The organism is Methyloceanibacter sp. (assembly GCF_041573655.1).
Lineage (GTDB): Bacteria > Pseudomonadota > Alphaproteobacteria > Rhizobiales > Methyloligellaceae > Methyloceanibacter.
The window spans coordinates 1-26,545 of record NZ_JBFFQD010000019.1; the positions used below are offsets into that span (position 1 = coordinate 1).

Genomic DNA, 26,545 nt, shown 5'->3' on the forward strand with positions numbered 1-26,545 from the left:
TTCTGACCGGCGATCAGTGGGGCTCTTGGGACGGACGTTTGGTCGTCGGCATCATGGGCATCGGATTCGGTGGAACACCGGTCGGACAGCGCATCGACGTAATCAGACTTTCGGAGGACGGCAAGTCTGCCGAGGAAGTCGTGACCCTGCCCTTCCCTTCTGCCGCCGGCCGTTTCCGGTCGGCGCGGCAGCGACCTGTGCCGTGGCGCTGGCGAAGGCTGGAATGATCCGGAGTGAAGGCGGCTCGGTGCGCGATACCTGGCTTGGCCTCGGCAAGATGGCCTGGACCATCTCCGACACGCTGGGCGTCAGCAAGAAGAAGGGGAAGGGCGACAAGCCGAAGAAAGGCAGCAAGGCCGCCGCCGATGCCAAGCGCAGCGCCATGGACGGCGCGCTCAAGAATTACGGGCTGGCCGTCAACTACACGGCCTCGGCCCAGAGAACGCTCAACGGTCCGCTCTGCGCGCGCATCGGACCGTAACAGCGGTCCTCAAGACCACATCTGTCCAAGAATCAACAAGCCGCCCCCCGAGGGGGACGGCTCATATTCATTGAAGATCGTGCGGTCCGTTAGGACTACGCGGCCTCAATTCTTGCCACTGCGGTCTTGCCGCTGCGGCTGTCTACCTCGGTGTCAAAAGAGACCTTCTGGCCCTCGGCGAGGCTGCCCATGCCGGCGCGCTCAAGCGCGGTGGCATGAACAAACACGTCCTTGCCGCCATCTTCCGGCTCGATGAAGCCGAAGCCCTTTTGCTCGTTGTAGAATTTTACAGTGCCCTTGATCATAAGGGGTCGTCCTTTCGCTGTAGTCAGTTGCACTTGAGACCGCATCTATAGCGCAGTCCGAAGCCTATTCGTCGATGTTTGGAGGGTCTGAACGCGCGCCTGGCAATCAGCGAAGGCGAAGGCAAAACGGCGATATTGTCCGGCCAAATGTCGATGCTGCATAGATATGGGGCAAAAATGGCAGATACAAGCCCTATCTTGCGCTAAATTAACTCCTCAAGCTCGCTCAGCGATTTTTCGTCCTCCACCAAGCCCTTACAACGGAATGTTATCATGCTTCTTCCAGGGATTTTCGACGTGCTTGTTGCGTAGCATTTGCAGCGCACGGCAGATGCGTGCGCGTGTGCCGCGCGGCGCGATCACCTCGTCGATATAGCCCCGCTCCGCCGCCACGAACGGATTGGCGAAGCGCTCCTGATAGTCGTCGATGCGCTTTTGGACCTTCTCCGGATCGCCAAGGTCGGCGCGATACAAAATCTCGACGGCACCCTTGGCGCCCATGACGGCGATCTCGGCCGAGGGCCAGGCATAGTTCACGTCGCCCCGAATATGCTTTGAGCTCATGACGTCGTAAGCGCCGCCATAGGCCTTGCGGGTGATGACGGTGACCTTCGGCACGGTCGCCTCGGTGAAGGCGAAGAGCAGCTTCGCGCCGTGCTTGATCAACCCGCCATACTCTTGGTCGGTGCCCGGCAGGAAGCCCGGCACGTCCACGAAGGTGACAATGGGAATCGAGAAGCAATCGCAGAAGCGCACGAAGCGCGCGGCCTTGCGCGAGGCGTCGCTATCGAGCACGCCGGCGAGCACCATGGGCTGGTTGGCGACGATGCCGACCGTCCGCCCTTCCATGCGGGCGAAGCCGGTGACGATGTTCCCCGCGTAGGTCTCCTGGATCTCAAAGAAGTCGCCCTCGTCCACGACCTTATGGATCAGCTCCTTGATGTCGTAGGGCTTGTTCGGGTTATCGGGGATCAGCGTGTCGAGAGACGGCTCCGGCCGGTTCCACGGATCGCGCGTCGGCAACTCAGGAACACCGGAAAGATTGGACGACGGCAGATAGTCCATGAGGCGGCGCATCTGCAGTAGCGCCTCGACGTCGTTCTCGTAAGCGCCGTCGGCGATGGACGACTTGGTGGTGTGCACCACCGCCCCGCCCAGCTCCTCGGCCGTCACTTCCTCTTTGGTGACCGTCTTCACCACGTCGGGACCGGTGACGAACATGTAGGAGGTGTCCTTCACCATGAAGATGAAGTCGGTCATGGCCGGCGAATAGACGTCGCCGCCAGCGCACGGGCCCATGATGACGCTGATCTGCGGAATGACGCCCGACGCCTGGACGTTGCGCAGGAACACCTCGCCATAGCCGCCGAGCGCCGCCACGCCTTCCTGGATGCGCGCACCGCCCGCGTCGAACAGGCCGATGACGGGCGCGCGGTTGCGCAGCGCCATGTCCTGGATCTTGATCATCTTGTTGGCGTGGGCTTCCGACAGGGACCCGCCGAACACGGTGAAGTCCTTGGCGATTACATAGACCACCCGGCCGTTGATCGTGCCCCAGCCTGTCACCACGCCGTCGCCCGGCACCTTGGTCTCGGCCATGCCGAAATCGGCGCAGCGATGCTCGACATACATGTCGAACTCCTCGAAGGAACCGTCGTCGAGGAGGAGCTGAAGCCGCTCGCGCGCGGTGAGCTTGCCGCGCTTGTGCTGCGCGTCGATGCGCCTCTTGCCCCCGCCCATGCGGGCCTTGGCACGGCGATCTTCAAGCTCTTCAAGGACTTCTTTCATGGGGGCTCCCTTGGCGGTGTCGCGTTTGCCCAGGTGAATAGCATGGGGCGGAAAGGAGGCAAATGGCTGGAGCGAAGGGCGCGCTTCGACCGGCCTGTCAGCGCCCGGCCCTAACCGATTCTCAGGATTCGGAAAGTTCGAGGGCCCTCGCCGCGGCGTCGAAGTCGCGCTTGCGGGCCTCCCGGCGGGCCTTGGCCTCTTCGTCCTCGCCCCATTGGCTGATCTGGAAGTTTTCGTCCACATGGGCGGCCGCCCAGGCCTCCTCCGGGGTCAGCCGCTTCAAGGCGACCGCGAGGGCCAGCAGGGCCGAGCCTGTGAGCGTGGTCATGACGTGAACCGCCGCCAACCCGAAGGCGTCGAGCTTCTCGACCTCGCCCTTGAGCGCCTCGATGGAAGCGTCCGGCTGGGCCACATGGACCACGCCTTCGGTAAGGTTGAACGGCGCGCCGAGCACCTCCTTCGCCCAGGCGATCACCGGGTCCCAATGCTGACCTTGCGCGGCCAGCAGCTTCTCCGGTCCGCTCGCCCGGTAGCACAGATGATCGCTACGGGCATGCGCCAGGATGTCGTCGATCACCGCGTCGGCCTGCCCCACCACGCCGTCGATGGCGCTGTTGGCGAGCTTGGTCAGCGGCATAGTGGCCGAATCGATATGCTTCCCTTGCGCCCGCCACTCCTCGGCGATGGCCTCGGCGAGCGCCCTGCTCGGCAACGCAAGCTGCGCCTTGCCGGGGGTGCGCACCGGCTTCCCGTCGAGCAGGATGGCGGCGTGGCCATCCTCATCCGCCACGGTCACGTCCTTGTAGAACCGCTTGGGAAGACTCGATTTCTGTGAGGCGCCGTTCTGCGGCGCGTTCGTGTCCTTCTCGGCCATCGTCAGGTCAACTCGACTGCTTCGGCGCGCGCGCGGCCCTCTTCGGCCAAGCGTTCATAGTCGCGGCGCATGGCCTCCAGCTTGTTCTCGTCAAGCTCCTCCAGGTCGAGAAGGACATTGCGCGCCTTCTCCGTAACGCGGATCAGTTCGTCGATTTTGATGTGCATCGCCGCCGTGTCGCGGTTCTGCGTGTTTTGAATGACGAACACCATGAGGAAGGTGACGATGGTCGTGCTGGTGTTGATCACCAGCTGCCAGGTGTCGCTGTAATCGAACAACGGTCCGGCGAGCGCCCACAGCACGATGACGGAGACGGCCAGGAAGAAGCACCTTGGGCGTCCAGTGATGTGCGCGGCGAGTTGGGCAAAACGAGTAAACCAGCTTGTCTTCGGGGGCATGGTCGATCCTCTTTCATAGGACGTTTGGGCTGGCGCGTAGAGTGCCGCGCGAAGATGACGATACTCTATGATGCCGCGCTTCGCCCGCTCCTCACCGCGTACACGCATCGCGGTCGAACGCCGCCTCCTCAACCTCTCCGCCTTTAACGGTGAAGCCGAAAGCGGAGAACGCCTGTTCCATATGCGGCGGTAGCGGCGCCGTGACGTCGACCACACCCTCCCCGCTCGGATGCGGAAAGGCAATGCGCCGCGCATGCAAATGAAGCTTGCGCTCGATGCCGTCGGGGAGATCGATGTCGCTCGGATATTTCTCGTCGCCCAGCATGGGGTGTCCGGCCATCGCCATATGCGCGCGCAGCTGATGCTGGCGCCCGGTGACGGGCTTTAGCGACATGAGCGCAACCTGCTGACCGGCACGGTCGATGACGGCGTAATGGGTCACGGCGGACTGCGCTTGCGCCTGCTCGCCGGCGCGCGCTTTGCGCACCCGCTCGCCATCGGGCGTTGCTGCCTTGACCAGGGCCGCGTCGATCTTGCCTTGCGGCGGCTTCGGCACGCCGTGCACCAGCGCCCAGTAGATCTTCCGCACCGAACGGGTCTGGAAGGCGCGGCCGAGCTTCGCCGCCACGCTACGCCGTTTGGCGACGACCAGCACGCCGGACGTGTCCCGATCGAGGCGATGCACCAGCCGGGGCCGCGTCTCGGGCCTGTCGCTTAAGCCCTCCAACAGCCGGTCGATGTGCCGCGTCGTCTTGGTGCCGCCCTGCACGGCAATGCCCGAGGGCTTGTTGAGAATGAGGAGATCGTCGTCCTCGTAGAGCGTGATCTCTTTCAGAAACGCCCGGTCCGCTTTCGACAGCGTGCGTTTCTCACCCGGCGGCGGGGGCGCGTCGGGAAGCGGCGGTACGCGCACGCTCTGACCCGCGCTAAGCCTTGTGCTTGCCTTGACCCGTCCCCCGTCGACCCGCACCTGGCCCGTGCGGAGCAGCTTCTCCAGCCGGCTATGGGGCAGGCTCGCGTAATGGGCCTTGAACCAGCGGTCGAGCCGCATGCCGTCCTCGTCTTCCGTGACATGGCGGGTTTGGACCGGCGGCATCTTTAGAGGGCGCGCACGATAGCCAGCCCGGCAAAGAAGGCGGCGATGGAAAGTCCAACGGAAGCAGAGAGATAGAGCCCCGCGCTGAGATATGCGTCCCGCTCGAAAAGGAGCCCGAAATCGGCCGAGAACGCCGAGAATGTCGTGAACCCGCCCAAGAGCCCCACGGCGAGGAAGGCGCGCAGATCGTTATGCACCGTCCAGCGCAGAGCCATGGCCTCGATCAGCAGGCCCATGACGAGGCAGCCCAGCACGTTGACGATAAGCGTGCCCCAGGGAAAATCGAGGCCGAACAGGCGCCCCGAAGCGATGCCGACGAGATAGCGCCCAGAGGCGCCAAGCGCGCCGCCAGCCGCTACACATAATAGAGTTTGCATATCAGCCCCTCCCCCTCGTCACCGCTGCGCTCGCTTCGCCCGGATCTCCCCCCAGCGCTCGAGCCGCTCTCTAATCTCACGCTCGAAGCCGCGCCCCGTGGGCGCATAGAAGTCCGGCCGCTCCATCTCCTCCGGGAAATAGTCTTGGCCGGAGAAGGCTTCCGTCTCGTTGTGATCGTAGGCGTAATCGCGGCCGTAGCCTTCTTGCTTCATCAGCCTCGTCGGGGCGTTGAGAATATGCTTCGGCGGCAACAGCGAGCCGCTCTCCTTGGCCACACCCATCGCCGCCTTGTAAGCCACATAGGCCGCGTTGGATTTCGGCGCGCATGCGAGATAGACGGTCGCTTGCGCTAGCGCCAGTTCACCTTCTGGCGAGCCTAAGAAGTCATAAGCGTCCTTCGCGGCATTGGCCTGCACGAGCCCGGCCGGGTCGGCCATGCCGATATCCTCCACCGCCATGCGCACCAAGCGCCGCGCGATATAGAGCGGGTCCTCGCCCGCCACTAACATGCGCGCCAGCCAGTAGAGCGCAGCGTCGGGGTCGGAGCCCCGCACCGACTTATGCAAAGCGCTGATGAGGTTGTAGTGGCCGTCCTGGCCCTTGTCGTAGATCGGCGCCCGGCGTTGTACCAACTCCACGAGAGCTTCGCGATCGAGCACCAGCTTCGCGTCCTTGCCAACCGCGAGGAACACGTCTTCCGCCAGGTTGATGAGCCCGCGCCCATCGCCGTCTGCCATAGAGATCAGCGCGGTGCGCGCATCGTCCGTTGTAGGCAGTTTGCGCCCCTCGTGGGTCTCGGCTCGCGCCAGCAGCGCTTCGAGCGCATCGTCATCGAGGCGCTTGAAGGTGAGGACGCTCGCCCGCGACAGCAGGGCCGCGTTGAGCTCGAAGGACGGGTTCTCCGTCGTCGCGCCCACGAGCACGATGGTGCCGTCCTCCATATGGGGCAGGAAGGCATCCTGCTGGGAGCGGTTGAAGCGATGGATCTCATCGATAAAGAGCAGCGTGCCGCGTCCCTCTTGCCGCCGGGCCCGGGCCGTGTCGAACACTTTGCGCAAATCCGCAACGCCGGACTGGATCGCCGAGAGCTGCTCGAAGTGGAGGTCCGTCACCTCCGCCAGAAGCCGCGCCACCGTGGTTTTGCCGGTGCCCGGCGGGCCCCAGAAGATCACGGAGCTGAGGCGGCCAACCCGGACCATGCGGCCCAACATGCCGTCTCCGAGCAGATGGTCCTGGCCGATGACCTCGTCGAGCGACTTGGGCCGCAAACGGTCGGCAAGCGGCCGCGGCGCAGCATCGCCAAGCCCCGCAGCCTCAAACAACGTGGCCGCATCCTCTCCCATGGTCAGCCCTGAATGGCGAGATTGAACACCTTCCCGCCACGCTCGACGGATAGCCGCCAGCCGCCGGTGTCCAACTGAAGCAAGAGGCTCAGCTGTTCGACCGACGAAACCTTCTCTTTGTTGATCCCGACGACGATATCGCCGCGGCGCAAGCCCAGCCGGCCCGCATTCGAACCTCGGGTCACGTCGAGCACCACGACGCCCTGCTTAGCATCGTCATCCATGCCGATCTCATGGGCCACTGCGGGCGACAGGTTCGCGACCTTACTGCCGGCAAATGGATGCCGGCCCTCCAGCTCGCGTATGTCGCGCGGCGGGTCTTCGATTGGCGCGATCAGAGAGATCGTCGCGTTCATTAGCTTGCGGTTGCGGTAGACGCCAAGCTTGGCCTTCCCGCCGACCCCCTTGGTGACGAAGCGATATTGCAGAGCTTCCGGGTCCTTCACGGTCTTGTCGTCTATGCTCACGACCACGTCGCCTACTTGCAAGCCGGCGCCCCGTGCGGGTCCATTCTTGTGCACGCTGGTCACCATCGCGCCTGAAGGCCGGTCGAGCCCTATCGACTCGGCGAGGTCGGCGTTGAGCGGCTGCAAGGATGCGCCAAACCACGGCCGCTGAAGCTTGCCGCCTTTGAGCGCGGACTGAACCACCAGGCGCACCATGTTGGAAGGAATCGCGAATCCGATTCCGTGCGAACCGCCGCTCTTGGAGAAGATTGCCGTGTTGATGCCAACGAGGCGCCCGTCCATATCGACCAAGGCGCCGCCCGAATTGCCGGGATTGATGGCGGCATCGGTCTGGATGAAGAACTGGTAGTCGGAAAAACCGACCTTGGTGCGCGCCAGCCCCGAGACGATACCGCTTGTCACGGTTTGGCCGACGCCGAACGGATCGCCGATGGCCAGAACAAGGTCGCCGACTTCCAGCGTGTCGGAGTTGGCGAACTTGATGGAGGGAAACTTGGCGCCCTCCCCGTCCAGGCGCAGCACGGCAAGATCGGTCTTCTCGTCCTTCAGGATGATTTCGGCCGGGAACTCACGCCCGTCGCTCAGGGCCACCGTGACCTCGGACTTCTCGCCGCCGCGGATGACATGATAGTTGGTGACCACCACGCCCTCGCCGCGGACCAGCACGCCCGAGCCGAGCGAGTTCTGGATGCGCTCGCGCGGCACGCCGAACTTGTCGCCAAAGAAGCGGCGGAAGAATGGGTCCCTGAAAAAAGGCGAAACCGACTGCTTCACCCGGTGGCGTACATAGACGTTCACGACGGCGGGCGCCGCCTGCTTCACCACCGGCGAGAAGGACTGCTTCATCGCCGCCTGGTTCTTCGGCACCGCCCGCTCCTGGGCGAGCGTGCCCGGCACGCTCAAAAGGAGGGACGCGCCTGCCAAGCAGAGAATGCCAATCTTCCCGGAAAGTTTTTCCAAAAGCGTCATCTCGTGTCCTGTTAGGGATCTGTAGGACGGCCAAAACACTGTCTGGATATACCAGCACGACGCGTTGATCTTCCAAAGAAAACGGGCCTTCTTGCGGCGAGAATCCAGGGAAACCAGGTTGCCGCAGCCCGCGTTTGAACCCTAGACTGCCGCGCGGGCGACAGCTTTTGCCGTTCACAACAGCGAAAAAGTGGAGAGAGACGCATGCGAGTTTTCAAGCTGACCCTGGTGGCTCTGGCCGCCACCTTCGCCTGGAGCGCCGCAGCCGAGGCCGTCGAGGTCAAGAAGCGCAGAGAGGCCCCCGGCACGCCGGCCGAGGTCTGGGCCGTGGTCGGCGATTTCTGCGCCATCAAGGATTGGCATGAGGCAGTGGCCGATTGCGAGCAGATCGAGGAAGGCGGCGACACCTACCGCATCCTCACGCTGGGCGACGGCGGCAAGATCAAGGAGAAGCTGACCGAGACCGACGACACGAGCTACAGTTACGAGATCATCGAAGGCCCGCTGCCGGTGAAGAACTACTCCGCGACGCTGGAGGTCGAGGCGGACGACGAGCCCGATCGCGTCGAGATCGAGTGGGAGGCCGAGTTCGATGCGGACGGCGTCGAGGATGACGAGGCCAAGAAGATTATCGTCGGCATCTTCAACACCGGCGTGAGCGCCATCAAGACGAAGGCCATCGAGGCCTACGACAAGCGCGAGGCGGCCGCCGGCAGGCCTGTCACCACCGGCCGGGACCGCTCCAAGTTCTAAGAACTTCCGAGCATGACAACGAAAAAGGCGCGCCGCTGACGTGGCGCGCCTTTTGGATTCTGGAATGTGCCGTCTCGCTTACGCGGCCGCGGCCTCGCCCTCTTCGGCGACCTCCTGGGTCGGTCCGGAGTCGAGCCCCTTGGCGTCCTCGTCGCGGTCCACCAGTTCGATGACCGCCATCGGCGCGGAGTCGCCATAACGGAAGCCCGCCTTCAGCACGCGCGTGTAACCGCCCGGACGGTCCGCGTAGCGCGGCCCCAAAGTCTCGAACAGCTTCGACACCATGGCGTCGTCCCGGATACGGGCAAAGGCCAGACGGCGCGCGTGCAGATCGCCGCGCTTGGCAAGCGTGATCAGACGGTCGGCAACCCGGCGAAGTTCCTTCGCCTTGGGCAGGGTCGTCGCGATCTGCTCGTGCTTGATGAGCGCGCATGCCAGGCTCGACAGAAGCGCGCTACGGTGCGTGGCGGTCCGGTTGAGCTTCCGGCCTGCTTTGCGATGACGCATGAACTCCTCCCTTACGGAGCTTGTAGGGCCGCGTGACCGCGGCCGAATTGCTTAGTAGTGGTCTTCGAAGCGCTTCGCCAGCTCTTCGATGTTCTCCGGCGGCCAATCGGGCACGTCCATGCCCAAATGCAGCCCCATGGAAGCGAGCACTTCCTTGATCTCGTTGAGCGACTTGCGGCCGAAATTCGGCGTGCGCAGCATCTCGGCCTCGGTCTTCTGGATGAGGTCGCCGATATAAACGATGTTGTCGTTCTTCAGGCAGTTGGCCGAGCGAACGGACAATTCCAACTCGTCGACCTTCTTGAGGAGCGCGGCGTTGAACACCAGCTCCGGCTGGCGCTCGAAGGTCTGCTCCTTCTTCGGCTCTTCGAAGTTGACGAACACCGACAGCTGATCCTGGACGACACGCGCGGCAAGCGCGAGGGAGTCCTCCGGCCGCACTGAGCCGTCGGTCTCGATCTCCATGGTGAGCTTGTCGTAGTCGAGGATCTGGCCCTCGCGGGTGTTCTCCACGCGATAGGAAACCTTGCGCACGGGGCTGAACAAAGAGTCGACTGGGATAAAGCCGATCGGCGCATCGTCGGGACGATTGCGCTCCGCCGGCACATAGCCCTTACCCGACGAGGAGGTGAACTCCATGTGGATCGCCGTGCCTTCGTCCAGCGTGCAGATCACGTGCTCCGGATTCAGAATTTCGACCTCGGAGCCGGTTTGAATGTCGCCCGCCGTGGCGATGCCTGGTCCTTCTTTCTGAAGCACCATGCGCTTGACGCCCTCCGAATGCTGGCTGAGCGCGATTTCCTTGATGTTCAGGACGATGTCCGTCACATCCTCGCGCACGCCCGGAATCGAAGAAAACTCATGCAGCACGCCGTCGATATGCACCGAGGTGATGGCGGCGCCCTGCAGCGAAGACAGAAGCACGCGGCGCAGCGCGTTGCCCAGGGTCAGCCCGAAGCCACGCTCGAGCGGTTCGGCGCCGATCGTGGCGTAACGCGACGGGTCGCGTCCGGGAACAATATTGAGCTTGGTGGGCTTGATGAGATCTTGCCAGTTCTTTTGCAGCACCGGGGTAGCCCTTTCTTGATCATTGAGCGGAGCCGTGGGCTCCTGCTTGCGAATGTCCTCGTCCAGCATCGTGTTCGTGGCCTTACCTTTGTTTAGACGCGGCGGCGCTTACGCGGCCGGCAACCATTGTGCGGGATCGGCGTCACATCACGGATCGAGATGATGTTGAAGCCCGCAGCCTGCAGCGCCCGCAGAGCCGACTCCCGGCCAGATCCCGGACCGCGCACTTCGATCTCAAGATTCTTCATGCCGTGCTCGGATGCCTTCTTACCGGCATCCTCGGCCGCCACCTGAGCGGCGTAAGGCGTCGACTTACGCGACCCCTTGAAGCCCATGGTCCCTGCCGACGACCAGGAAATCGCGTTTCCTTGGGCGTCAGTGATGGTGATCATGGTGTTGTTGAAGCTTGCATGCACGTGGGCGACGCCCGAAGTGATGTTCTTCTTCTCGCGGCGACGAACCCGCCCCTTTTCCTTAGCCATGCTCTATTCCCGCTATCAATGACTGTGCGCCAGCAAAAGGCTCATACAGAGAGCTTGGCCGCGCGCGGACTTAACTTACTTCTTCTTGCCGGCGATTGGCCTGGCCGGGCCCTTACGCGTACGCGCATTGGTATGGGTGCGCTGACCATGGACCGGAAGACCACGGCGGTGACGTAAACCGCGATAGCAACCAAGGTCCATCAAACGCTTGATATTCATTGCGACTTCGCGCCTGAGATCGCCTTCCACCATGTAATCGCGGTCGATGACCTCACGGATCTGAATCACCTCGGCGTCCGTCAGCTCGTTCACCCGCCGCTCGGTGGGTATCGACACCTTGGTGCAAATGTCCTTGGCGAAGGTATCGCCAATGCCATGGATATAAGTCAGCGCGATCTCGACCCGCTTATTGGTCGGGATGTTTACGCCTGCAATACGGGCCACGTCGTCGCCTCCTCGCGCACGTGCTAACGTGCTGAAATCTAAGCTAGTTTACCCTACGGGAACACAAAGAGACCGACCGCGGAAAGGCTCTACCCCCGGGACCGGTCAGTCCATCAAACAATGTGACGCCGTTATGTAGCGATTCCGCTTGACAAGGTCAACTGGCCGAAGGTCCCGGCCGTCTCGGTCAAGCTCACGCCGCATCCAGCGCCAGATCGATCTCCTTCTGTACCGCCTCAATATCGGCCATGCCGTTAACTGTTCTCACCTTGTCCTGCCCGCCGTAATAGCCGACGAGCGGCTCCGTCTGGGCGTGATAAGCCTTGAGCCGCGACCGCACGACCTCCTCGGTGTCGTCGGGCCGCCGCTTGAATTCCGTACCGCCGCATTTGTCGCAAGTCCCCTCTTCCTTGGGCTTCTTGAAGAGGTCGTGATAGCCCTCGCCGCAGGTGGCACAGGTGAACCGGCCCGTGATCCGCACAACAAGCGCATCGTCGTCCACGTCGATGACCACCGTCCGGTCGACTTGGGCGCCCCGCGTCTCCAGGAGCCGGTCCAAGGCCTCCGCCTGTCCGATGGTGCGCGGGAAGCCGTCGAGAATGAAGCCTTTCGCGTCCTTGTTAGCATCGAGCCGTTCGGCGATCAGGCCGATCACAAGGTCGTCCGGCACGAGCTGGCCATGTTCCATGAGATCGCCTGCCTGACGCCCCAGTTCGGTCCCAGCGGCCACCGCGGCCCGCAACATGTCTCCCGTGGAGAGTTGCACCAAGCCCCGAAGGTCTTCCAAGCGCTTCGCCTGGGTCCCCTTCCCGGCGCCCGGAGGGCCGATCAGGACCAGGATCATCGGCGCCGCGCTCCCCGGAGCTTGGCCTTTTTGATGAGCCCTTCGTACTGGTGCGCCAGCAGATGGCTTTGGACCTGCGCCACCGTATCCATGGTGACGCTCACCACGATGAGCAGCGACGTGCCGCCAAAGTAGAAGGGGACACCCCAGTTGGAGATCAGCAGCTCAGGCAGCACGCAGACAGCGGCCAAATACAGCGCGCCCACCACGGTGATCCGCGTGAGCACGTAGTCGATATACTCCGCCGTGCGCTCGCCGGGGCGAATGCCCGGCAGGAAGCCGCCATACTTCTTCAGATTTTCGGCCGTGTCCTTCGGGTTGAAGACCACTGCCGTATAGAAGAAGGCGAAGAAGATGATCAGCGAAATATAGATCAGCAGATAGAGCGGCTGCCCGCGGCCGAGCAGAGCCGTGATCGTGTTGAGCCATTCCGGCCCTTGGCCTGCGGAGAAATTCGCCACCGTAATCGGCAGCAATAGCAGCGATGAGGCGAAGATCGGTGGAATCACGCCCGCCGTGTTCAGCTTCAGCGGCAGATGCGAGGCATCGCCCTGGAACATCTTGTTGCCGACCTGACGCTTCGGATACTGCACCAAGAGACGCCGCTGCGCCCGCTCCATGAAGACGATAAACGCGATCACAGCCACGGCCATGACGAACAGGGCGATGATGAGGGCCGTCGACAGCGCGCCTTGCTTGCCGAGTTCAAGCGTACCGACCAAGGCCGACGGCAACTCGGCGACAATGCCGGCGAAGATGATCAGCGAGATGCCGTTGCCGACGCCGCGCGCGGTGATCTGCTCGCCGAGCCACATCAGGAAGACGGTGCCGCCGACCAGCGTGATGACCGTGGTGATGCGGAAGAACCAACCCGGATCGGTCACCACATTGCCAGTGCCCTCAAGGCCGACGGCAATGCCGTAGCCTTGCAGCGCGGCCAGCAGCACCGTGCCGTAGCGCGTGTACTGATTGATCTGGCGCCGTCCCTGCTCGCCTTCCTTCTTGAGCTGCTCAAGATGCGGCGAGACGGTGGTCAGCAGCTGGATGATAATCGACGCCGAAATATACGGCATGATGTTGAGCGCGAAGATCGCCATGCGCCCTACAGCACCGCCGGAGAACATGTTGAACATGCCCAGGATGCCGGACTGCTGCTGCCGGAATACTTCGGCAAGCGCTTCCGGGTTGATGCCCGGGATCGGAATGTAGGTGCCGAGCCGATAGATGATCAGCGCGCCAAGCGTGAACCAGATGCGCTTCTTCAGCTCGTCGGCTTTGGCGAAAGCCGCGAAGTTCAGATTGGAGACGAGCTGTTCTGCGGCGGAAACCATCGGCGCTCTTTCTTTCCCCGAGACGATGAGGCGGCCCTTTGAAGAGCCGCACTACCTCACTCGGACGTGTCCTTCTTGGCGGGAGCCTTCTTCTTTGCCGCCGGCTTCTTCGCCGGGGCCCCCTCGGTCTTCTTCGGTGCGGCGGACTTTGCCGCCGTCTTGCTATCTTTTTTGGGCTTGCCCTCGCCGTCGGGCTTCGGCGCCCGGCGCGGCATCGGCGTGAGCGTCACAGTTCCGCCAGCCGCTTCCACGGCCTTGACCGCGCCGCTGGACGCCCCCGTGACCTCGATGGTGGCCTTGGTCTTGATCTCGCCATTGCCGAGTAACCGCACGCCATCGCGCACGCGGCGGATGACGCCGGCGTCCAGCAAGGCCTGAACCGTGATCGGGGCCTTGGCATCGAGCTTCTTGGCGTCGATCGCCGCCTGCACCCGACCGACATTCACCTCGTTCAGATCCTTGGCGAAGATGTTCTTGAAGCCGCGCTTCGGCAGGCGCCGGTGGAGCGGCATCTGACCACCCTCGAAGCCCTTGATGGCCACACCCGAGCGGGACTTCTGACCCTTCTGGCCCCGTCCCGACGTCTTGCCGAGCCCTGAGCCGAGGCCACGCCCCAGACGCTTCTTAGGCTTGGTCGCGCCCGGCCGGTCGCTGATCTCATTCAGTCGCATGATATTCGTTCCTTAGGCTCCGGCCTCGTCCTCTACGATGCGCACCAGATGGCTCACCTTGGCCACCATGCCGCGCACCTGCGGTGTGTCGACCAGAGTCCGCCGCTTGTGCATCTTGTTCAGGCCGAGCCCGATCAGGGTCGCGCGTTGACTGCCGGGGCGGCGGATCGGGCTACCGATCTGCTCCACGACGATTGTTTTCTGTTTCTCGGCCATCTCTCTTCAACCTTGCTCGTGTGCCTTAAGCCTGCGCTTCGGTGCCGTCACCGGCCTGATCGCGGCGGCGGGACACAATCTCGCTGACCTTCTTGCCACGCCGCGCAGCAACGCCACGCGGGCTATCTTCGTGGCGCAGCGCATCGAACGTGGCGCGCACCATGTTGTACGGATTGGAACTGCCGATCGACTTGGCGACCACGTCCTGGATACCGAGTGTCTCGAACACCGCGCGCATCGGACCGCCGGCGATGATGCCGGTGCCGGGAGGCGCAGCGCGCAAGATCACCTTGCCCGCGCCATGCTGTCCGCGCACGTCGTGATGCAGTGTGCGGCCCTCGCGCAGCGGCACCTTGACCAGATTGCGCTTGGCCGACTCTGTCGCCTTGCGAATGGCCTCAGGCACCTCACGCGCCTTGCCATGGCCGAAACCGACCCGGCCCTTCTGATCGCCAACGACGACAAGCGCCGCGAAGCCGAAGCGCCGTCCACCCTTGACCACCTTGGCCACGCGATTGATGTGAACGAGCTTGTCGACGAACTCGCTGTCGCGGTCGTCGCGGTCTCTACCTTGCGGACCGCGTGATTGGGGACCTCGTGCCACGTGTAGACCCTTTCCTAAACCCTAGAAGTTCAGACCGGCTTCGCGCGCCGCGTCTGCGAGCGCCTTGACGCGCCCGTGATAAAGATAACCGCCACGATCGAAGACGACGTCCTTGACGCCGGCCTTGACCGCACGCTCGGCCACAAGCTTGCCGACGGCTTCCGCCGCGGACGTATCAGCGCCCTTCTCAAGCTTGAAATCCTTGTCGAGGCTCGACGCCGCCGCGACGGTCTTGCCCGCGCTGTCGTCGATCACCTGTGCATAGATATGCTTGGAGGAACGGAACACCGACAGACGCGCACGTCCATTGGCCGCCCGCTTCAGAGAATGGCGAACCCGGCGTGTCCGCCGCGCAAAAGTATTGTTCAACGCGCTCATCGTCTAATCCCGCTACTTCTTCTTGCCTTCTTTGCGGAGGATGTACTCGCCCGCATACCGCACGCCCTTGCCCTTATAGGGCTCCGGCGGCCTGTATCGTCTGATCTCCGCAGCGACCTGACCAACCAGCTGCTTGTCGATACCGCTCACTAGAATCTCGGTCGGCTTCGGGCACTTCACCTCGATGCCTTGCGGGATCGCATAGTTGACGTCATGGCTGAACCCAAGCTGCAACTGCAGGGTTTGGCCTTTCACCGCCGCGCGGTAACCGACGCCGGTGATCTCCAAGGTCTTGGAGAAACCTTCGGTCACACCCGTCACTAAATTCGCAACCAGCGTCCGCGACATGCCCCACATTGCACGCGCCTCGTTTGAGTCCGCGCGCATAGCGATCTCGATACCGTCATCGCCGGTCTTGGCCATGATCTGGTCAGCGAGCACATGGCGAAGCTCGCCTTTGGGGCCCTTCACCTTGATCTCTTGGCCGTCAACCGCGGCGGTTACACCGCCGGGAATTGCCACTGGTCTTTTGCCGATGCGCGACATTGATCAAACCTTCGCTTCAAAAAGCTCCGCTAGAATACGTTACAGAGAATCTCGCCACCGACATTCTCGTTCCGCGCGCGGGAATCCGACATGACACCCTTGGGCGTCGACAGGATGGCCACACCGAGACCGTTGGCGACCGTCGGCAGATCCTTCACCGACGAGTACACACGGCGCCCGGGCGTAGACACCCGCTTGATATCCTTGATGACCGGCTCGCCATCGAAATATTTCAGCTCGATCTCGAACTCGGACTTGCCACCGTCGTAATCGACCCGCGCATAGCCGCGGATATAGCCCTCCTCCGTCAGCACATCGAGGACGCGCTCACGCAGCTTGGACGCCGGTGTCGTCACCTTGGTTTTGTGCCGCATCTGCGCATTGCGGATGCGGGTCAGCATATCGCCTAGTGGGTCGTTGACGTTCATCGATCGTCCTTACCAGCTCGACTTGACCATGCCCGGGATCATTCCGGTGCTTCCCAGATCGCGCAAAGCAATGCGCGACATGCGAAGCTTCCGGTAGTAGCCGCGCGGGCGCCCGGACAGATCACAACGGTTACGAATGCGCGTCGGGGAGGAATTACGCGGCAGCTCAGCTAGCTTCAACCGCGCCGCGAAGCGCTCCTCCGCCGGAAATGAGCGGTCGGCAGCGATTTCCTTCAACCGCGCCCGCCGGTATGCAAACTTTTTGGCGAGGCGGCGCCGCTTCTTGTCTCGCTCAATCATGCTCGTCTTAGCCATTCAGTCCTCCTGTCGCAGCCGGGAACACCTAGCTGCGGAACGGAAAGTTCAAACCCTTCAGCAACGCGCGCGCCTCGTCGTCGGTCTGCGCGGTCGTGCAAACGATGATGTCCATGCCAAGCACATCTTCCACCTTGTCGTAATCGATCTCGGGAAAGACGATATGCTCCTTCAGGCCCATCGAATAATTGCCTCTTCCGTCGAAGCTCTTCGGACTAAGCCCACGGAAGTCCCGGACCCGCGGCAGCGCGATATTCACGAGCCGATCTAGGAACTCGTACATACGGTCCTTGCGCAAGGTCACCTTGGCCCCGACCGGCATGCCTTCGCGCAGCTTGAAGCCGGCGATCGACTTGCGCGCCTTGGTGATGACAGGACGCTGACCGGCAATCAGGCCGAGATCGGCCGCGGCGGCCTTCACCTTCTTGGAATCGCTGACGGCATCGCCAACGCCCATGTTCAGCACCACCTTCTCCAGGCGCGGAACCTGCATGACGTTCGGGTAGCTGAACTCTTTGGAGAGATCGCCCTTGATAACGTCTTGGTACTGCAGCTTCAGCCGCGGAACGTAAACCTGCTCAGCCATCGATGACCTCGCCCGAGCGCCTGGCAAATCGAACCTTGCGCCCGTCCTTTAGAAACTTGTAGCCGGCGCGCGTGGGCTTCCCGTCCTTCGGGTCCTCCAGCGCGATGTTCGAAATCTCGATCGGGGCTTCCTTGGTGATGATGCCCCCCTCTTGGTTCGCGGTTTGCCGCTGATGACGGCGCACCATCGACACACCCTTGACGATGGCGCGGTTCTCCGACGGCATCACCTTCAGGACTTCGCCGTGCTTGCCCTTGTCTTTGCCCGTGATGACCACGACTTGGTCACCCTTCTTGATCTTCAGATTTCGCATGATCAAAGAACCTCCGGCGCGAGAGACACGATCTTCATATGCTTCTTCGCCCTCAACTCACGCGTCACCGGCCCGAAGATACGTGTACCCACCGGCTCGCCTTGCGGCGTGACCAGGACCGCGGCGTTGCGATCAAAGCGGATGAGCGAGCCGTCCGGACGGCGCACACCGGACGCGGTACGCACGATCACGGCCTTCATCACCTGGCCCTTCTTCACGCGGCCGCGCGGGATGGCCTCTTTGACGCTGACCACGATGGTGTCGCCGATCGACGCGTATTTGCGCTTCGAGCCGCCGAGCACCTTGATGCACTGAACGCGCTTGGCGCCAGAGTTGTCGGCAACATCGAGATTGGTCTGCATCTGAATCATGGCATTCGCCCTTAACGTGAGGCCACTTGCGGGCCTCTATTCATTCCTTACGCCGTTGCCTGCTCACGCGGCAGGACCACCCAGCGTTTGTGCCTCGAGATCGGCGCGCACTCTTCGATCGAAACCTTCTCGCCCACCTTGAATTCATTCTTCTCATCGTGAGCGTGATAGTTCTTCGTCCGGCGCACCACCTTCTTAAACAGAGGGTGCGTGAAGCGGCGCTCGATCTTGACGGTAACCGTCTTGTCGTTCTTGTCGCTCACCACGACCCCTGTCAAAACGCGTTTCGGCATCGTTCTTACCCTTTAGCCTTCGCTGCTGCGTCTCTTTCGCGCGCCACAGTCTGGACGCGCGCAATGTCGCGCCTGACCTGTCGAACCCGCGCCGTGTTCTCCAGCTGGCCGGAGGCCGCCTGGAAACGCAGGTTGAACTGCTCTTTCTTCAACTTGACCAGCTCGTCGTTGAGCTGATCGATCGTCATGTCGTGCACCTGACTGGCTTTCATCGCTTAGCCCTCGGTGCGCGCCACAACGCGCGTCTTGATCGGCAACTTCGCGGCAGCAAGCCGCAACGCTTCACGGGCGACGGACTCGCCCACACCGTCAATCTCGAACATGATGCGCCCGGGCTTGACCTTGGCCGCCCAGAACTCAGGCGTACCCTTACCCTTACCCATGCGCACTTCGGTCGGCTTCTTCGACACCGGCACGTCCGGGAACACGCGGATCCACACACGGCCGGCGCGCTTCATCTGACGCGTCATGGCACGTCGCGCCGCCTCGATCTGCCGCGCGGTGACACGGGCCGGCTCTTGCGCCTTCAACCCGAAGGTGCCGAAGTTGAGCGCGGTCGCGCCCTTGGCGGCGCCTTTGATGCGCCCTTTCTGCATCTTGCGGTACTTGGTGCGTTTCGGTTGCAGCATAACTCTAAGCCTTGCCCTTAGCCTCGCGCCGAAGCGGGTTCACGGCGGCCCGTGGAACGCCCGCCCTCTTGCGCCTCAATCGCCCGGTTCTCCTGGGCCATGGGATCGTGCTCCATGATCTCGCCCTTGAAGATCCAAACCTTGATGCCGATGATTCCGTAAGCCGTGCGCCCCAGCGCCGTGCCGTAGTCGATATTCGCGCGCAGCGTGTGCAGCGGCACACGGCCCTCGCGGTACCACTCCGTACGCGCAATCTCCGCGCCACCGAGCCGGCCCCCACAATTGATACGGATGCCAAGCGCACCCATGCGGATGGCCGACTGCACCGCCCGCTTCATCGCCCGGCGGAATGCCACGCGGCGCTCAAGCTGCTGCGCGATGCCCTCAGCCACCAGCGTGGCGTCAACCTCGGGCTTGCGCACCTCGACGATATTCAGATGCACGTCGGAATCCGTCATCGTCGCCAGTTCGCGGCGAAGCTTCTCGATGTCGGCGCCCTTCTTGCCAATCAAAATGCCAGGGCGCGCCGTGTAGACCGTCACGCGGCACTTCTTGTGCGGGCGCTCGATGACCACCTTGGAAATGCCAGCCTGCTTGCGCGAGTTGAGAATATGCTCACGCATCTTCAAGTCCTCGTGGAGCAGCTGCGCGTACTCACCTCCGCTGGCGAACCAGCGGGAGTCCCAAGTACGATTGACGCCGAGCCTTAGCCCGATCGGATTGACCTTCTGTCCCATCAGGCGGACTCCTCGACCTGGCGCACGACCACGGTCATCTGCGAAAACGGTTTCAAAATCCGAGCGGACCGGCCACGTGCACGCGCCCGAAGCCGCTTCATAACGATATTCTTGCCCACATAGGCCTCCGACACGATCAGCGCATCAACGTCGAGGTCATGATTGTTCTCGGCGTTGGCGATGGCCGACTCCAGCGTCTTCTTCACATCCTTGGCGATGCGCTTGCGCGAGAAGGTGAGGTCGGCAAGCGCACGGTCGACCTTCTTGCCCCGGATAAGCTGGGCAACCAGGTTGAGCTTCTGCGGGCTCACACGAATAAGCCGGGTCACGGCCTTCGCCTCATTGTCTTTGAGCGTGCGCTCTCTTTGGGGCTTGCCCATAATTAAGCTCTCTTCGCTTTACGGTCAGCGGTATGACCGTGATAGGTGCGCGTCGGCGCGAACTCGCCAAACTTGTGGCCGACCATGTCCTCGGTTACGAGCACCGGAACGTGCTTATGCCCATTGTGGACACCGAAGGTGAGTCCCACGAACTGCGGCAAGATGGTCGAACGGCGCGACCACATCTTGATCACGGCGTTGGAACCGCTCTGACGCGCCTTCTCGGCCTTCTTCAAGAGATAGCCGTCGACGAACGGGCCTTTCCAAATCGAACGTGACACTTCTTATCCCTTCTTCTTCTTCTTCTGATGGCGGCTGCGCAGAATGAACTTGTCGCTTCCCTTTTGGGAACGCGTGCGCTTGCCCTTGGTGGACTTACCCCACGGGGTGACCGGATGCCGGCCACCGGAGGTACGCCCTTCACCACCACCATGCGGATGATCAATCGGGTTCATGGCCACGCCGCGGACCACAGGCTTGCGCCCCTTCCACCGCATGCGTCCGGCCTTGGCGAACGATGTGTTGGAATTGTCCGGGTTGGACACGGCACCCACTGTAGCCATGCAGCCGGCAGGCACCATGCGTGTCTCGCCGGAGTTGAGGCGCAAAATCGCATAGCCAGCGTCGCGGCCCACGAGCTGGACGTAGCTACCAGCCGCTCGCGCGATCTGGCCACCCTTGCCCACCTTCATCTCCACGTTGTGGACGATGGTGCCGATCGGCATGCTGGCCAAAGGCATGGCGTTGCCCGGCTTCACGTCTGCCTTGTCGTCGGCAATCACCGTGTCGCCCGGCGCCAGGCGCTGCGGCGCCAAAATGTATACGAGATCGCCGTCTTCGTACTTGATCAGCGCAATGAACGCCGTGCGGTTCGGGTCGTATTCGATCCGCTCGACCGTCGCCGGCATGCCGCGCTTGGTCCGCTTGAAGTCGACCAGCCGGTATGAGCGCTTGTGCCCGCCACCACGATGCCAGATCGAGACCCGTCCCGTGTTGTTGCGGCCACCGGACTTGTTCAAGCCCTCGGTCAGCGACTTGACCGGCTTGCCCTTCCACAGATGGCTGCGGTCGACGAGCACCAGCTGACGCTGGCTCGGCGATGTTGGTTTGAAGTTCTTCAGCGCCATCTCGTTAAATCCCTGTCGTCACGTCAATCGACTCGCCTTCGGCAAGCTTGACGACGGCCTTCTTCACATCTTTCTGGCGGCCTTCGATGCCGCGGAACCGCTTGGTCTTGCCCTTACGGGTCAGTGTATTCACCGCGACCACCTTCACGCCGAACAGCTTCTCGACCGCCTTCTTGATCTGAGGCTTGGTCGCATCGAGGCGCACGCGGAACACCACATGGTTCGACTCCGACGCCTCGCTCGACTTCTCGCTGATCACCGGTGACAGGATCACGTCATATGCTTGAAGCGCACTCATTTGAACCGTGCCTCCAGCGCTTCGAGCGCGGCTTTCGTCAGCACGAGCGTATCGTGCCGAAGGATGTCGTAGACATTGATGCCCTGCACCGGCAGCACATCGATGTGCGGAATGTTGCGCGCGGCACGCGCGAAGCCGTCCTGCACCTCCGCGCCGTCGACGACGAGCGCCGAGCTCACGCCGAGCTTGTCGAACCGTGCCTTCAGCGCCTTGGTCTTCGGATCTTTCATCTCGCAGGAATCGATCACCACCAGCGCGTCCGTCTTAGCCTTGGACGACAGCGCGTGGCGAAGCGCCAGCGCGCGCACTTTCTTCGGCAGCTCGATGTCATGGCTACGCGGCTTCGGACCGAATGCCTTACCGCCGCCACGGAAGATCGTCGGCTTGGCGTTGCCGTGGCGCGCCCGGCCCGTGCCCTTCTGGCGAAACATCTTGGCTGTCGTCCCGACGATCTCCGAACGGTCCTTGACCGCGACCGTGCCTCTGCGTCGGGCGGCAAGCTGGTAGCGCACCATGCGATGCAGCAGGTCGGCACGCGGCTCCAGCCCGAACACGTCGTCCGAGAGCTCAATCGTGCCCGCCTTCTTGGCGTCGAGCGTTGTTACGTCCGCCTTCATCACGCTTTATCCCCGCCCTCTTCGGGCTTGGCCTCAGGCACCGGCGCCTCAGGCGCGGCCTCTGGCTTCGTTTCCAACTTTGCTTCCTTCGCCGGCTTCTGATCGTCCGCGCCTTTCCGGAACGCGCCGGGCTTTGGCGCCGCATCCGGCAAAGCACGCTTCACGGCATCGCGCAGCAGCACCCAGCCGCCCTTGGCGCCTGGAACCGCACCGCGGATCATGATCAGTCCGCGATCGACGTCCGTTCTCACCACCCGCAGGTTCTGTGTGGTGACGGCGACGGAGCCCATCTGGCCGGCCATTTTCTTACCTTTGAACACCTTGCCCGGATCCTGACACTGACCGGTCGAACCAAGGCTACGGTGATTGATCGACACGCCGTGACTGGCCCTGAGGCCGCCAAAGCCGTGCCGCTTCATGCCGCCGGCAAATCCCTTACCGATCGAGGTGCCGGATGCGTCCACGAACTGGCCCTCGACGAAGTGGTCGGCGGTGAGCTCCGCGCCCACGTCGATCATGTTCTCCGGGCTCACGCGGAACTCCGCTACCTTCCGCTTCGGCTCGACATTGGCCACGGCGAACCCGCCGCGCTCGGCGCGCGTCAGACGCTTGACCTTGGGCCGGCCGGCCCCAAGTTGCACGGCCGTATAGCCGTTCTTCTCGGCAGTGCGCTGGGCCACGACCTGACAATTTTCCAGACGCAGCACCGTCACCGGGATGTGTTCCCCGGCGTCGGTGAAGATCCTGGTCATGCCGACCTTTTGCGCGATGACACCTGATCGCATCGAACTTGTTCCTTGCCTCGTCCTGCAGCCGTTAGAGCTTGATCTCGACATCCACGCCGGCGGCGAGATCGAGCTTCATCAGCGCATCGACCGTCTGCGGCGTGGGATCGACGATATCGAGCAGCCGCTTATGCGTACGCATTTCGAACTGCTCACGGCTCTTCTTGTCGATGTGGGGAGAGCGGTTCACGGTGAACTTCTCGATGCGGGTCGGCAGCGGGATGGGCCCGCGAACTTCCGCACCGGTGCGTTTCGCCGTGTTGACGATCTCCTTGGTCGACGCATCGAGAATGCGATGGTCGAAGGCTTTCAGCCTGATTCTTATGTTCTGACTCTGCATCTCGACGGCCTTAAGTTTAAGAAGCGCGCCACCCTGAGGACGACGCGCTTCTAATCTCCAATTACTCGATGATCGATGCCACGACGCCGGCGCCGACCGTACGACCGCCCTCACGGATGGCGAAGCGAAGCTTCTCCTCCATGGCGATCGGCACAATCAACTCGACGGTCATGGTGATGTTGTCACCCGGCATGACCATCTCGGTGCCTTCCGGCAGCTCGACCACACCCGTCACGTCGGTGGTGCGGAAGTAGAACTGCGGACGGTAGTTACCGAAGAACGGCGTATGGCGGCCACCCTCTTCCTTGGTAAGGATGTAGGCCTCTGCCTTGAACTTGGTGTGCGGCGTCACGGAACCCGGTTTGGCCAGCACCTGGCCACGCTCCACACCTTCGCGATCGACACCACGAAGCAGGCAACCCACGTTGTCGCCGGCCTCACCCTGATCGAGCAGCTTGCGGAACATCTCAACGCCGGTGACCGTCGTCTTGGTCGTGGGCTTGATGCCGACGATCTCGACTTCCTCGCCAACATTGACGATACCGCGCTCGATACGGCCCGTGACCACGGTACCGCGGCCGGAGATCGAGAACACGTCCTCGATCGGCATCAGGAAGGGCTGATCCTTCGGACGCTCGGGCTGCGGAATGTACGAGTCGACAGCGTGCATCAACTCGAGGATCGACTTCTTGCCGATCTCATCGTTCGACTCCTCGACGGCGGCAAGCGCCGAACCCTTGACGATCGGGATATCGTCGCCCGGGAACTCGTATGTCGTCAGAAGCTCGCGAACCTCGAGCTCGACGAGATCCAGCAGCTCCGGATCGTCGACCTGATCGACCTTGTTCATGTACACGACGAGCGCCGGCACGCCGACCTGACGGGCAAGCAGAATGTGCTCGCGAGTCTGGGGCATGGGGCCGTCCGCGGCGGATACCACCAGGATGGCGCCGTCCATCTGCGCCGCACCCGTGATCATGTTCTTCACGTAGTCGGCGTGTCCGGGACAATCGACATGCGCGTAATGGCGATTCTCGGTCTCATACTCGACATGCGCCGTCGAGATGGTGATACCGCGCGCCTTCTCTTCCGGCGCCTTGTCGATTTCGTCATAGGCGGTGAACGTCGCACCGCCAGTCTCTGCCAGTGTCTTGGTGATCGCAGCGGTCAGGGTCGTCTTGCCGTGATCGACGTGACCGATGGTCCCGATGTTGCAGTGCGGCTTTGACCGATCGAATTTCTCTTTAGCCATGTCGGCTCTCCATTCCTCTCACCAAAAGCTAAACTTCAAAAACCGCCTAATCGCTTAGGCGAACTTTGCTTGCACTTCTTCCGCCACAGCCTGTGGAACTTGCGCGTAGCTATCGAACTGCATCGTGAACTGTGCGCGTCCCTGACTCATGGAACGCAGCGTGTTCACGTAACCAAACATGTTGGCCAGCGGCACCATCGCATTGATGACCGTGGCGTTGCCGCGCTGCTCTTGGCCACGAACTTGACCGCGGCGGCTCGTCAGGTCTCCGATGATACCGCCCACATAATCTTCGGGCGTCACCACTTCAACCTTCATCATCGGCTCGAGCAATTTCGGCCGCGCCTTCATCGCCGCCTCGCGGAAGGCCGCGCGGGAGGCGATCTCAAATGCCATGACGCTTGAGTCTACGTCGTGCGACGCGCCGTCAATCAACGTGCACTTCACATCGAGGATCGGGAAGCCCGCCAGCACGCCAGTATCGATAACACTCTGCACGCCCTTCTCGACGCCGGGGATGAACTCCCTCGGCACGTTGCCGCCGACAACCTTGTTCTCGAAGATATAGCCCTCGCCCGCCTCGGCCGGCTCGATAACCATCTTCACGCGAGCAAACTGGCCCGAACCGCCGGTCTGCTTCTTATGGGTGTAGTCGACCTCGGACAGCTTTGTGAGCGTCTCGCGGTAGGCCACCTGCGGCGCGCCCACATTGGCCTCGACTTTGAACTCGCGCTTCATGCGATCGACGATGATGTCGAGATGAAGCTCGCCCATGCCCTTAATGATGGTCTGGCCGGACTCGTGATCGACCGTCACCCGGAAGGACGGATCCTCCTGCGCCAAACGATTGAGCGCAACGCCGAGCTTCTCCTGGTCGCCCTTGGTCTTGGGCTCCACGGCCACCTCGATGACGGGATCCGGGAACTCCATGCGCTCCAGTACGACCGCGTTGCTCGGATCGCAAAGCGTGTCACCTGTGGTGACGTCCTTGAGACCCGCAATGGCGACGATATCGCCCGCATAGGCTTCCTTGATGTCTTCGCGGTGATTGGAGTGCATCAGCAGCATGCGGCCGATACGCTCTTTCTTGTCCTTCACCGTGTTGACCAGCGTCTGACCGGATTCAACCTTGCCGGAATAGATGCGGCAGAAGGTGAGCGACCCCACGAATGGGTCGTTCATGATCTTGAAGGCCAGCATGGCGAGCGGCGCATCGTCCGAAGCCGGACGGTCGACCTCTTCCTCGGTCTTGACGTCGATGGCCCTGATCGCGGGCACGTCAAGCGGCGACGGCAGATAATCGATCACCGCGTCCAGTAGCGGCTGCACGCCCTTGTTCTTGAAGGCCGTGCCGCACAGCACCGGCACGAAGTCCAGATTACACGCGCCCTTGCGGATCAGCTCTTTGAGCTTGTCCATGGGCACTTCCCGTCCTTCGAGATAGGCCTCCATGGCCTCCTCATCGAGCTCGACGGCCTTCTCAATCAGCTTGTCGTGATACTCCTTCGCCTGATCCAGGAGATCGGCGGGAATGTCCTCATCATGGAAGCTCGCACCGAGCGACTCGTCGTCCCAGACAACGGCCTTCATTCTAACCAGATCGATAATGCCCGCGAAGTTGGACTCCGCGCCAATCGGCAGCTGGAGAACAAGCGCGTTGGCGCCGAGGCGCTCCTCGATCATCCTCACGGACATAAAGAAGTCCGCTCCGATCTTGTCCATCTTGTTGACGAAGATCATGCGCGGCACGCTGTACTTGTCAGCCTGACGCCACACCGTCTCCGTCTGCGGCTCTACGCCCTGGTTCGCGTCGAGCAGCGCGACCGCGCCATCGAGCACGCGAAGCGAGCGCTCCACCTCAATCGTGAAGTCCACGTGACCGGGCGTATCGATGATGTTGATACGCTTGTCCTTCCAGAACGCGGTGGTCGCGGCCGACGTGATCGTGATGCCGCGCTCCTGCTCCTGCTCCATCCAATCCATGGTCGCAGCGCCGTCATGGACCTCACCGATCTTGTGGCTCTTACCCGTGTAGTAGAGCACACGCTCGGTGGTCGTGGTCTTGCCGGCGTCGATATGCGCCATGATCCCGATGTTGCGGTAATCCTTGAGGGGAGTCTTGCGGGGCATC

40 protein-coding genes are annotated in these 26,545 nt (G+C 62.4%); 3 read left to right on the forward strand and 37 right to left on the reverse strand.

What is annotated here, in order from left to right; translation table 11 throughout:
- Together ABY454_RS06370 and ABY454_RS06375 are read left to right on the forward strand one after the other, a co-directional pair.
- On the forward strand, positions 1 to 227 hold a 227-nt coding region (locus ABY454_RS06370), incomplete at its 5' end, for a hypothetical protein (RefSeq protein ID WP_372929346.1).
- Complete coding sequence (locus tag ABY454_RS06375; RefSeq protein ID WP_372929347.1) at positions 224 to 481, forward strand: hypothetical protein; 258 nt, start codon at positions 224 to 226, stop codon at positions 479 to 481. The genes ABY454_RS06370 and ABY454_RS06375, both read left to right, overlap by 4 nt.
- A gap of 95 nt (positions 482 to 576) precedes the next feature.
- On the opposite strand, the gene ABY454_RS06380 is transcribed toward ABY454_RS06375, so the two are convergent.
- From ABY454_RS06380 to ABY454_RS06415, 8 genes are all read right to left on the reverse strand, one after another.
- The gene (locus tag ABY454_RS06380) at positions 577 to 786 is read right to left on the reverse strand and encodes a cold-shock protein (RefSeq protein WP_372929348.1); all 210 of its coding nucleotides are present in this window, start codon (positions 784 to 786) and stop codon (positions 577 to 579) included.
- Between the two features lie 255 nt (positions 787 to 1,041).
- Entirely contained in the window at positions 1,042 to 2,574 is a 1,533-nt protein-coding gene (locus ABY454_RS06385) for an acyl-CoA carboxylase subunit beta (RefSeq protein ID WP_372929349.1), read from the reverse strand.
- Between the two features lie 121 nt (positions 2,575 to 2,695).
- Positions 2,696 to 3,448, reverse strand: coding sequence for an ATP12 family chaperone protein (locus ABY454_RS06390; RefSeq protein WP_372929350.1), 753 nt, complete (start codon positions 3,446 to 3,448; stop codon positions 2,696 to 2,698).
- Positions 3,449 to 3,450: 2 nt separating this feature from the next.
- A complete protein-coding gene (locus ABY454_RS06395; RefSeq protein WP_372929351.1) occupies positions 3,451 to 3,846 on the reverse strand; it encodes a low affinity iron permease family protein in 396 nt (131 codons plus the stop codon).
- 91 nt (positions 3,847 to 3,937) lie between these two features.
- Entirely contained in the window at positions 3,938 to 4,942 is a 1,005-nt protein-coding gene (locus ABY454_RS06400; protein WP_372929352.1) for an RluA family pseudouridine synthase, read from the reverse strand.
- A gap of 2 nt (positions 4,943 to 4,944) precedes the next feature.
- A complete protein-coding gene (gene crcB / locus ABY454_RS06405) occupies positions 4,945 to 5,319 on the reverse strand; it encodes a fluoride efflux transporter CrcB (protein WP_372929353.1) in 375 nt (124 codons plus the stop codon).
- Positions 5,320 to 5,337: 18 nt separating this feature from the next.
- On the reverse strand, positions 5,338 to 6,663 hold the full coding sequence (locus tag ABY454_RS06410) for a replication-associated recombination protein A (RefSeq protein ID WP_372929354.1): 1,326 nt from the start codon (positions 6,661 to 6,663) through the stop codon (positions 5,338 to 5,340).
- 2 nt (positions 6,664 to 6,665) lie between these two features.
- Positions 6,666 to 8,099 (reverse strand): Do family serine endopeptidase, encoded by a 1,434-nt coding sequence (locus ABY454_RS06415; RefSeq protein ID WP_372929355.1) that lies wholly within the window; start codon positions 8,097 to 8,099, stop codon positions 6,666 to 6,668.
- A 204-nt stretch (positions 8,100 to 8,303) separates the two neighbouring features.
- On the opposite strand from ABY454_RS06415, the gene ABY454_RS06420 reads away from it, so the two are divergent.
- On the forward strand, positions 8,304 to 8,852 hold the full coding sequence (locus ABY454_RS06420) for an SRPBCC family protein (RefSeq protein WP_372929356.1): 549 nt from the start codon (positions 8,304 to 8,306) through the stop codon (positions 8,850 to 8,852).
- 78 nt (positions 8,853 to 8,930) lie between these two features.
- Here the strand turns inward: ABY454_RS06420 and rplQ are convergent, their stop codons facing one another.
- From rplQ to fusA, 29 genes are all read right to left on the reverse strand, one after another.
- Positions 8,931 to 9,359 (reverse strand): 50S ribosomal protein L17, encoded by a 429-nt coding sequence (gene rplQ, locus ABY454_RS06425; protein ID WP_372929357.1) that lies wholly within the window; start codon positions 9,357 to 9,359, stop codon positions 8,931 to 8,933.
- A gap of 51 nt (positions 9,360 to 9,410) precedes the next feature.
- Positions 9,411 to 10,481 carry a DNA-directed RNA polymerase subunit alpha gene (locus ABY454_RS06430; RefSeq protein WP_372929400.1) on the reverse strand — a complete coding sequence of 357 codons (1,071 nt, stop codon included), beginning with the start codon at positions 10,479 to 10,481 and terminating at the stop codon, positions 9,411 to 9,413.
- A gap of 38 nt (positions 10,482 to 10,519) precedes the next feature.
- Positions 10,520 to 10,909 (reverse strand): 30S ribosomal protein S11, encoded by a 390-nt coding sequence (gene rpsK, locus ABY454_RS06435; protein ID WP_372929358.1) that lies wholly within the window; start codon positions 10,907 to 10,909, stop codon positions 10,520 to 10,522.
- A gap of 75 nt (positions 10,910 to 10,984) precedes the next feature.
- Entirely contained in the window at positions 10,985 to 11,353 is a 369-nt protein-coding gene (gene rpsM / locus ABY454_RS06440; RefSeq protein ID WP_372929359.1) for a 30S ribosomal protein S13, read from the reverse strand.
- Positions 11,354 to 11,546: 193 nt separating this feature from the next.
- Positions 11,547 to 12,197 (reverse strand): adenylate kinase, encoded by a 651-nt coding sequence (locus ABY454_RS06445; protein WP_372929360.1) that lies wholly within the window; start codon positions 12,195 to 12,197, stop codon positions 11,547 to 11,549.
- Positions 12,194 to 13,528, reverse strand: coding sequence for a preprotein translocase subunit SecY (gene secY / locus ABY454_RS06450; RefSeq protein ID WP_372929361.1), 1,335 nt, complete (start codon positions 13,526 to 13,528; stop codon positions 12,194 to 12,196). The genes ABY454_RS06445 and secY overlap by 4 nt, the downstream gene beginning before the upstream one ends.
- A gap of 56 nt (positions 13,529 to 13,584) precedes the next feature.
- Positions 13,585 to 14,199, reverse strand: coding sequence for a 50S ribosomal protein L15 (rplO, locus tag ABY454_RS06455; protein ID WP_372929362.1), 615 nt, complete (start codon positions 14,197 to 14,199; stop codon positions 13,585 to 13,587).
- 12 nt (positions 14,200 to 14,211) lie between these two features.
- Positions 14,212 to 14,415, reverse strand: coding sequence for a 50S ribosomal protein L30 (rpmD, locus tag ABY454_RS06460; RefSeq protein WP_372929363.1), 204 nt, complete (start codon positions 14,413 to 14,415; stop codon positions 14,212 to 14,214).
- Between the two features lie 25 nt (positions 14,416 to 14,440).
- Positions 14,441 to 15,019 carry a 30S ribosomal protein S5 gene (gene rpsE / locus ABY454_RS06465; protein WP_372929364.1) on the reverse strand — a complete coding sequence of 193 codons (579 nt, stop codon included), beginning with the start codon at positions 15,017 to 15,019 and terminating at the stop codon, positions 14,441 to 14,443.
- Between the two features lie 21 nt (positions 15,020 to 15,040).
- Complete coding sequence (gene rplR / locus ABY454_RS06470) at positions 15,041 to 15,397, reverse strand: 50S ribosomal protein L18 (RefSeq protein WP_372929365.1); 357 nt, start codon at positions 15,395 to 15,397, stop codon at positions 15,041 to 15,043.
- A 12-nt stretch (positions 15,398 to 15,409) separates the two neighbouring features.
- Positions 15,410 to 15,943, reverse strand: coding sequence for a 50S ribosomal protein L6 (rplF, locus tag ABY454_RS06475; protein WP_372929366.1), 534 nt, complete (start codon positions 15,941 to 15,943; stop codon positions 15,410 to 15,412).
- Between the two features lie 29 nt (positions 15,944 to 15,972).
- Positions 15,973 to 16,371, reverse strand: a complete 399-nt coding sequence (gene rpsH / locus ABY454_RS06480) for a 30S ribosomal protein S8 (protein ID WP_372929367.1) — start codon at positions 16,369 to 16,371, stop codon at positions 15,973 to 15,975.
- A gap of 9 nt (positions 16,372 to 16,380) precedes the next feature.
- Positions 16,381 to 16,686, reverse strand: coding sequence for a 30S ribosomal protein S14 (gene rpsN, locus ABY454_RS06485; protein WP_372929368.1), 306 nt, complete (start codon positions 16,684 to 16,686; stop codon positions 16,381 to 16,383).
- A 28-nt stretch (positions 16,687 to 16,714) separates the two neighbouring features.
- Complete coding sequence (rplE, locus tag ABY454_RS06490) at positions 16,715 to 17,272, reverse strand: 50S ribosomal protein L5 (RefSeq protein WP_372929369.1); 558 nt, start codon at positions 17,270 to 17,272, stop codon at positions 16,715 to 16,717.
- Complete coding sequence (gene rplX / locus ABY454_RS06495) at positions 17,265 to 17,585, reverse strand: 50S ribosomal protein L24 (protein WP_372929370.1); 321 nt, start codon at positions 17,583 to 17,585, stop codon at positions 17,265 to 17,267. The genes rplE and rplX overlap by 8 nt, the downstream gene beginning before the upstream one ends.
- 2 nt (positions 17,586 to 17,587) lie before the next feature.
- Positions 17,588 to 17,956, reverse strand: coding sequence for a 50S ribosomal protein L14 (rplN, locus tag ABY454_RS06500; RefSeq protein ID WP_372929371.1), 369 nt, complete (start codon positions 17,954 to 17,956; stop codon positions 17,588 to 17,590).
- 47 nt (positions 17,957 to 18,003) lie between these two features.
- On the reverse strand, positions 18,004 to 18,249 hold the full coding sequence (gene rpsQ / locus ABY454_RS06505) for a 30S ribosomal protein S17 (protein WP_372929372.1): 246 nt from the start codon (positions 18,247 to 18,249) through the stop codon (positions 18,004 to 18,006).
- A gap of 5 nt (positions 18,250 to 18,254) precedes the next feature.
- The gene (gene rpmC / locus ABY454_RS06510) at positions 18,255 to 18,461 is read right to left on the reverse strand and encodes a 50S ribosomal protein L29 (protein ID WP_372929373.1); all 207 of its coding nucleotides are present in this window, start codon (positions 18,459 to 18,461) and stop codon (positions 18,255 to 18,257) included.
- A 3-nt stretch (positions 18,462 to 18,464) separates the two neighbouring features.
- On the reverse strand, positions 18,465 to 18,878 hold the full coding sequence (gene rplP, locus ABY454_RS06515) for a 50S ribosomal protein L16 (protein ID WP_372929374.1): 414 nt from the start codon (positions 18,876 to 18,878) through the stop codon (positions 18,465 to 18,467).
- Between the two features lie 17 nt (positions 18,879 to 18,895).
- Positions 18,896 to 19,615 (reverse strand): 30S ribosomal protein S3, encoded by a 720-nt coding sequence (gene rpsC, locus ABY454_RS06520; protein WP_372929375.1) that lies wholly within the window; start codon positions 19,613 to 19,615, stop codon positions 18,896 to 18,898.
- Positions 19,615 to 19,995 carry a 50S ribosomal protein L22 gene (gene rplV / locus ABY454_RS06525; protein ID WP_372929376.1) on the reverse strand — a complete coding sequence of 127 codons (381 nt, stop codon included), beginning with the start codon at positions 19,993 to 19,995 and terminating at the stop codon, positions 19,615 to 19,617. Before rplV ends, rpsC begins: the two co-directional genes overlap by 1 nt.
- Positions 19,996 to 19,997: 2 nt before the next feature.
- Positions 19,998 to 20,276 carry a 30S ribosomal protein S19 gene (gene rpsS, locus ABY454_RS06530; protein ID WP_372929377.1) on the reverse strand — a complete coding sequence of 93 codons (279 nt, stop codon included), beginning with the start codon at positions 20,274 to 20,276 and terminating at the stop codon, positions 19,998 to 20,000.
- Between the two features lie 3 nt (positions 20,277 to 20,279).
- The gene (gene rplB, locus ABY454_RS06535; protein ID WP_372929378.1) at positions 20,280 to 21,122 is read right to left on the reverse strand and encodes a 50S ribosomal protein L2; all 843 of its coding nucleotides are present in this window, start codon (positions 21,120 to 21,122) and stop codon (positions 20,280 to 20,282) included.
- Positions 21,123 to 21,126: 4 nt separating this feature from the next.
- Positions 21,127 to 21,420 carry a 50S ribosomal protein L23 gene (locus ABY454_RS06540; protein ID WP_372929379.1) on the reverse strand — a complete coding sequence of 98 codons (294 nt, stop codon included), beginning with the start codon at positions 21,418 to 21,420 and terminating at the stop codon, positions 21,127 to 21,129.
- On the reverse strand, positions 21,417 to 22,037 hold the full coding sequence (rplD, locus tag ABY454_RS06545) for a 50S ribosomal protein L4 (RefSeq protein ID WP_372929380.1): 621 nt from the start codon (positions 22,035 to 22,037) through the stop codon (positions 21,417 to 21,419). The genes ABY454_RS06540 and rplD overlap by 4 nt, the downstream gene beginning before the upstream one ends.
- Positions 22,037 to 22,822 carry a 50S ribosomal protein L3 gene (gene rplC, locus ABY454_RS06550; protein WP_372929381.1) on the reverse strand — a complete coding sequence of 262 codons (786 nt, stop codon included), beginning with the start codon at positions 22,820 to 22,822 and terminating at the stop codon, positions 22,037 to 22,039. Before rplC ends, rplD begins: the two co-directional genes overlap by 1 nt.
- Positions 22,823 to 22,853: 31 nt before the next feature.
- On the reverse strand, positions 22,854 to 23,162 hold the full coding sequence (gene rpsJ, locus ABY454_RS06555; protein WP_069438070.1) for a 30S ribosomal protein S10: 309 nt from the start codon (positions 23,160 to 23,162) through the stop codon (positions 22,854 to 22,856).
- Between the two features lie 61 nt (positions 23,163 to 23,223).
- Positions 23,224 to 24,414, reverse strand: coding sequence for an elongation factor Tu (gene tuf, locus ABY454_RS06560; protein WP_372929382.1), 1,191 nt, complete (start codon positions 24,412 to 24,414; stop codon positions 23,224 to 23,226).
- Positions 24,415 to 24,468: 54 nt separating this feature from the next.
- Positions 24,469 to 26,544 (reverse strand): elongation factor G, encoded by a 2,076-nt coding sequence (fusA, locus tag ABY454_RS06565; protein ID WP_372929383.1) that lies wholly within the window; start codon positions 26,542 to 26,544, stop codon positions 24,469 to 24,471.
- Position 26,545: the final 1 nt, after the last annotated feature.